The 5,776-nt window shown below is 68.0% G+C and carries 4 protein-coding genes; 2 read left to right on the forward strand and 2 right to left on the reverse strand.

All coding sequences use genetic code 11. From position 1 onward, the window contains the following. A partial coding sequence (locus QZY48_RS22425; protein ID WP_295435312.1) for a type I restriction enzyme endonuclease domain-containing protein occupies positions 1-372 on the forward strand: 372 nt, incomplete at its 5' end. Between the two features lie 359 nt (positions 373-731). Here the strand turns inward: QZY48_RS22425 and QZY48_RS22430 are convergent. Then, the gene (locus QZY48_RS22430) at positions 732-1,868 is read right to left on the reverse strand and encodes a DUF4070 domain-containing protein (protein ID WP_295435313.1); all 1,137 of its coding nucleotides are present in this window, start codon (positions 1,866-1,868) and stop codon (positions 732-734) included. 403 nt (positions 1,869-2,271) lie between these two features. Between QZY48_RS22430 and QZY48_RS22435 the strand changes: the two genes are divergently transcribed. Beyond that, positions 2,272-2,442, forward strand: a complete 171-nt coding sequence (locus QZY48_RS22435; RefSeq protein WP_295435315.1) for a hypothetical protein — start codon at positions 2,272-2,274, stop codon at positions 2,440-2,442. Positions 2,443-2,465: 23 nt separating this feature from the next. Here the strand turns inward: QZY48_RS22435 and QZY48_RS22440 are convergent, their stop codons facing one another. Then, positions 2,466-5,630 (reverse strand): diguanylate cyclase, encoded by a 3,165-nt coding sequence (locus QZY48_RS22440; RefSeq protein WP_295435316.1) that lies wholly within the window; start codon positions 5,628-5,630, stop codon positions 2,466-2,468. Between the last annotated feature and the right edge of the window lie 146 nt (positions 5,631-5,776).

A 5,776-nucleotide genomic window follows, 5' to 3' on the forward strand; every position in this document is an offset into this window, starting at 1 on the left:
GCCGTCAGCACGGTGGAGATCCTCCAGGAGTTGATCAACCTGGCACGCGACATCCGCGAGGCGCGCCTGCGGGGCGAAGCCGAGGGCCTGTCGTTGGATGAGATCGCCTTCTATGACGCCCTGGCCGAGAACCAGAGCGCCGTCGAGGTCATGGGCAACGACACGCTCAAGGTCATCGCCCACGAACTGCTGACCAGCCTGCGGGGCAGTGTCACCGTGGACTGGTCCCACCGCGAGAACGCCCGCGCCCGGATGCGCATCCTCGTCAAGCGCATCTTACGCAAATACGGCTACCCTCCGGACCTGGAGAGTGCTGCCGTGCAGACCGTCCTGGCCCAGGCCGAGGCCCTGTCGGCGCAGTGGGCGGCCTGAGGCGAGAACCCTGTCGTGGCGAGTTGGGACCATGACGGGCGCGAAATCAAACTCACCGATGGTTCCTATGGAACATGAAAGGTCCTCGTGGGAGCGGCCTCCGGCCGCGATGCGGCGCCGCGGCAACCTTCGACGCTGGGACAATTTGCGCGGCCCCGTCGCGGCCGGAGGCCGCTCCCACAGCGTCGCTGCGCGACTTTCATGGCAAAAGAAAGGCGGCTCACGCCGCCTTGTTCAGTTCCACACAGTCCGCGCTCACCCGCCCGCGCCACCCAGGGCAGAGGGGATGAGGGAAACCAGGGTGATGGCAACCGCCATCCACCGGGCGGTATTGGTCTTGGAGCGCAGCGTTTCGCCACTCATGCCGCGAGCACGAGATGGAAGACCGAGGTATCGATCTGCACCAGTTGCCGCAGCCGCTCGTCGATGACGATGGAGACGCGGTCGCCGTAGCGGCGCAGTTGGCGCAGCAGGCGCTCCAGGTGGCGGCCCTCGGCCTCGCGCAGGGCCTCGATGCGCAGGGTCACGGTCATCGGCGTGCGGGCGAGCAGCCGCTTGAGCGGACGCGCGGTGCGGCGGAAGAAGCGCCGGTCGAGCACGCCGCTGAGGGTCAGGGACACGGCGGGAATGGGGCCGGCGGCGACGTGCAGCGCGGCGCGGCCGGCCGCCGCGTAGCGCTCGACGGCCGCGCGCACGGTCGCGAGGCAGCGCTCCGCGGCGCCGCTCTCCAGCGGTACCGCGAGCCGGCGGCGCGCGAAGTCGGCCATCGCGAGGCCAGTGATCCAGTCCGAGAGCACCCAGGCGAGGTTGGTCGGCGCGAGCCAGGGCAGCGAGCGCGCGAAGGCGGCCCAGCGCCGCGGGCCGCCGGGGAGGATGCCGCGCCCGAGCAGGCGCCAGACGATGACCAGGGTCTCGCGGACGCCGAACGAGCCGCTGTAGGCGGGGTTGCGCAGGTGCCGGCGCTTGGTGCGGATGCGCCCGGCGATGGCGGTGTCGGCGAGCAGCTCGCGGTACAGGCCCTCGTAGCGCGTCACCATCGCGTCGTAGTCCATGTTCTGCGGGACCACGTTGGTCCCGGACAGCGTGTTGTCGCCGTCCTGGCCGACCTCGCGCAGGCGCCCCGCGCGCTCCAGGCGTTCATAGAGCGGGGTGCGCGGGAGGGCCTGGAGCAGGCCGACCATCGCCGTCTGGATGCCCGAGGCCATGATGAAGTCGCGCTGCCGGTCGAAGGTCGCCAGCGTGTCCTGGTCGAAGCCGACGATGAAGCCGGCCAGCACCTCGATGCCGGCGGCGTAGATGCGGTGCACGTCGGCGAGGATGTCGCCGCCGGTGTTCTGCCCCTTGTTCGCCGCCTTCAGGCTCGCCTCGTCCGGGCTCTCGATGCCGATGAAGACCCAGGAGAAGCCCGCCGCGCGCACCAGTTGCAGCAACTGCGCGTCGTGCGCCAGGTTCAGGGACGCCTCGGTGCCGAAGCTGAACCGGTGGGCGCATAGCATAACCCGGTCCGCGCGGCTTGGGTGGTGGGGCCGACGGGCTGCACGGATCGGGCGTCGTTGTCGTTGTCTTAATCTAACAATCCGATCGCGACAACGACAACGACAACGACAACGACAACGACAACGACAACGACCAGGACAGCGTACCCGGGATCGCGGTCACCACATCAGTTCTGATCGCACCCGACGGGCTGCGGGGTCCGCGTCTTGTCGCCCGTGTTGGTCTTGGAGTGCAGCGATTCGTCACGTACCTGATCAACCCGACCCAGAGCGCCAGACCCCCATCTGACCGTTCGCTGACGATCCCGCTCAGCTTGTGTCTAACCACCCGGCCTTACGCTGTGCCCAAGGTCGCAATCGTCCGCGGCCTGGTCACGCCAACACAGCGTCAGGAGTCTCAACAATGTACAGCTACCCACTCCACTGCCGGACCCAGCGTACCGCCTCGAAGGCTCGTACCCAGCGGCCGTCCCGGTCGGCTGTCCGCCACCGTATCGAGCGCGACCTGAAGGTCGCCGACATGATTGCCCGCGCCATTGCGGACAACGCGTCACAGCTCTATCGCGGTGCCTGATCCTACCTCTGGACTCGCGCACTTCAGGCCCCTGCGGCTGGAGTCGACCCCGGTACCGTCCGATTGCGGCCCTGGGCCTTGGCGCGGTACAGGGCTTCATCCGCCAGGCGCAGCAGTGCCGCGGGCGACGCGGCGTCCCCGGGCACCAGCACCGCCAGTCCAATGCTGACGGTCACCCGGCCGAGCGGCGATTCGGCATGGGGCAGGGCCAGGGCCTCCAGGGCGGTGTGGATCGACTCGGCGAGGCGCAGCATGCCCGCGGCGTCGGTGTCGGGGGCGATGACCGCGAATTCCTCGCCCCCGTAGCGGGCGGCCAGGTCGCTGATGCGGTGGGCCTGGGCACCCAGTACCCCGGCGAGTGCGCGTAGGCACTCATCGCCGGCCTGGTGGCCGTAGTGGTCGTTGTAGCGCTTGAACCAGTCCACGTCGAGCATCGCCAGGCTCAGGGGCCGCGCGGCGCGGGCGCCGCGTTGCCACTCGGCCTGCAACGTCTCATCGAAGCGGCGGCGATTGGCCAGTCCGGTCAGGCTGTCGGTGGTGCTCAGGATCGCGAGTTCGCGGTTGGCGGCCTCGGCCGCCGCCCGGGCGCGCGCGAGTTCCTCGCGCGCCTGGCGGCTCGCGGTGATGTCCTGGGCACTGGTGCGAAACCCGAGCCAACGACCAGTGGCATCGAGGATGGGTCGCCAAGAGACGTAGATCCAGAAGTGCGAGCCGTCTTTGCGCAGACAACGGAACTCCACATGGTCGCCGCTGCTGCCCTGAAGCGCCTTCTGAAAGTTCTCCGACATCACAGGCCGGTCCTCCTCGAGCGTGGACATCACCAGGAAATCGTCCGCGGCCATGTATTCTTCCGGGGTGAAGCCCGTCAGTTCCAGCGAAAACCGATTCATCCATAACAGCTTGCCTTGCGGGCTGAACCAGGCCTCCCAACTGGCCGCGTAATTGGCGATGGCCTTGAACTTCTCTTCGCTCTCGCGCAGCGCCTGTTCTGCTCTCGTGCGCTCGGCGATCTCCATCTCGGCGCGCCGGATGGCGTCCGTGAGCAGCCGGTTGGCCTCGGACAGCTCGCCGGTGCGCTGCGCGACCTTGTGTTCGAGCGACTGGTAGAGTCGGGCGTTTTCGAGTGACACCGCCAACTGTCCGCACAGGATGGACACCGCCTCGATGCGCGCGGCGCTGAAGGCGGCGCGAAACAGCCGGTTTTCCAGGACCAGCAAGGCCGTGAGCCGCCCCTGGACGAAGATCGGCAGGCCCAACAGCGAGCACAGCGGCAGATCGGCGAAGTGGGGGTCCCCGGCAAAGCGGCTGTCGATCACGGCATCGTCGGAGACCAGCGGGGCGAGCGTCTTCAGTGACAACCGCAGCGCGGTGGCGGTGATGATGCCCCGTTGCGCGGCCTCGTCCACCGTCATACGCCCCAACGGCTCCCCGCCGCGCACCCCGCCCTCCAGCCACCAGTGCCCCGCCTCGTCCAGCACCAGGAGCCGCACGTCGGTCGCGCCGGTCAATTGGCCCACCAGTTCCACCACCCGTGCCACCAGGCCCGGCAGCGACCGTTCGGAGGCCAGGGCCTGGGCGGCACGCAGTTGTGCCTCATGGTCCAAGGCATCGCCCTGGCTGCCGCGCCCGCTGCCTGGATGACTGGCGTCCAGGAAGGGCCAGACGTCGCGCATCGCGCGCGCCTTACCCTCGGCCCCCCACTGCCGGTAGAGGGTATGGGCGCGTGCCAGCAGGGCACGGCCGACGTCCTCCAGCCCGCGCCGCAGGTAGCAGTGTCCGGCCCGCTCGGTGATCAGCGCCTGGTGCCAGGGGCGCCGCTGCGCCCCGGCCCGGCGCATCGCCCGCTCAAAGGTCTGGAGCGCCTCCCAGGGCTGGTCCAGTGCGTCCAGCCGTTCGGCCTCCACCAGGTCATAGAGATGGCCGAAGTTCATCGGTGCGTCGGCGGCGCGCGCCGCCAGCCATGCCTGGTTCGCGCCCAGTTGCTCCAGCAGGGCGGGCCGCGCCGCCTCACCCGTCACCCGCAGTTGCCCGATCAGCGCGAGTGAATGCAGAAAGATCGCCAAGGCGGTCGGGTAGAAACCGCTGATGTGGCGTGACAGGCCGACCGCAGCCTCGGCATGGCGAGACAGGCCGGCCGCATCGTTGAACAGGCAGGCCCCCAGTGCCCGGTAGGTGTGAAAATAGGCTTGCGCCATGGCGTTGCTCTGGATGGCCGCGAGATGCGCCGCCTCGCCGAAATCGGCGTCCGCAAAGTCCCCGCTGCACCGGGTATCGCCCGCCAGTGCCCGCACGAGCTGTCGGTAGGACAAGAACGCCTGCTCTGAATGCCGACTGCCGGTCTTGCGCGTAAAGCCGATGGCCGCCGCGGTTTCGGTGGCCATCTCGGCGAGTTGCGCACAGGTGTCGAACAGGGCCGCCTGCGAGGTGAAAAAGGTAAAGTTGGCGAACTCCAGATCGCCGGCCCGCAAGAGCCCGGCGAACGCCGCCTGGGCATGTCCCAGATCGTCAGTCAGCGGCTGAAACCAATGACACGCAAAGAGCCCGAAGGCGTGCTGGGCACGGGCGACCTCAAGGCCCCCGTGATCGCGCGCGAGTGCGGTTTCCAGTGCCGCGCGGGCTGCACGGTAACCCGTGGCATGGTCTTCGCGCAGGGCGATGGTCACCATCGTGATACAGCACATCGGATAGCTCAGGAACTCGCAATAGCCGGCCTCGATCCACAGCCGGCTGCAGCGCGCCATCATCCAGAAGCCGAGCAGCGAACCGGAAAAGAGCGCGGCCGGGATCAAGCGGTTGAGCAACTGGGCGACCATCAGCAGTCGCTCATCGTCCAGGTTGCGTTGGGCGGGCAACCGCTCCAGCGCGCCCGCCGCCGCATGGCCGTAGAATAGATCGAGCTCCTGTTCGAGACGCTCGCGGGTATTTTCCAGCGGTAGCGTCAGGCCGAGCGTTTCCAACAGACCGGCCCCCAGACTCACGGCCTCTGCGTAGCGGGTGCGGTTGGACAGACTGGCGATCTGGATGCACAGCGGTGCGAGCAATTGCCGCGGCGCGGCCTCCTGGGTCGCCAGCAAGGCATAGACCGCATCGGCCTCGTCATGGCGGGACTGGCTATAGAGCACCAGGTGCAGTTCGCTGTGCAGACGCCACGCCGCCTCATGATCGCTCTGCCAGGCGTCCGCCGCCAACAGCCCAGGGCAATCGCATCAAGAATCTCTAATATTAGCCGTTCCCGATTTAGCCCGGCCTTAGGTCAGTTCTCCGCACCTGTACGCCAGGGGTGTGCCCTTTTCAGAGGCATTTTCCCCAACTTGTCGGGCCAATCACATAAGAA

Source organism: uncultured Thiodictyon sp. (genome assembly GCF_903828115.1).
In the GTDB taxonomy this organism is placed as follows: domain Bacteria; phylum Pseudomonadota; class Gammaproteobacteria; order Chromatiales; family Chromatiaceae; genus Thiodictyon.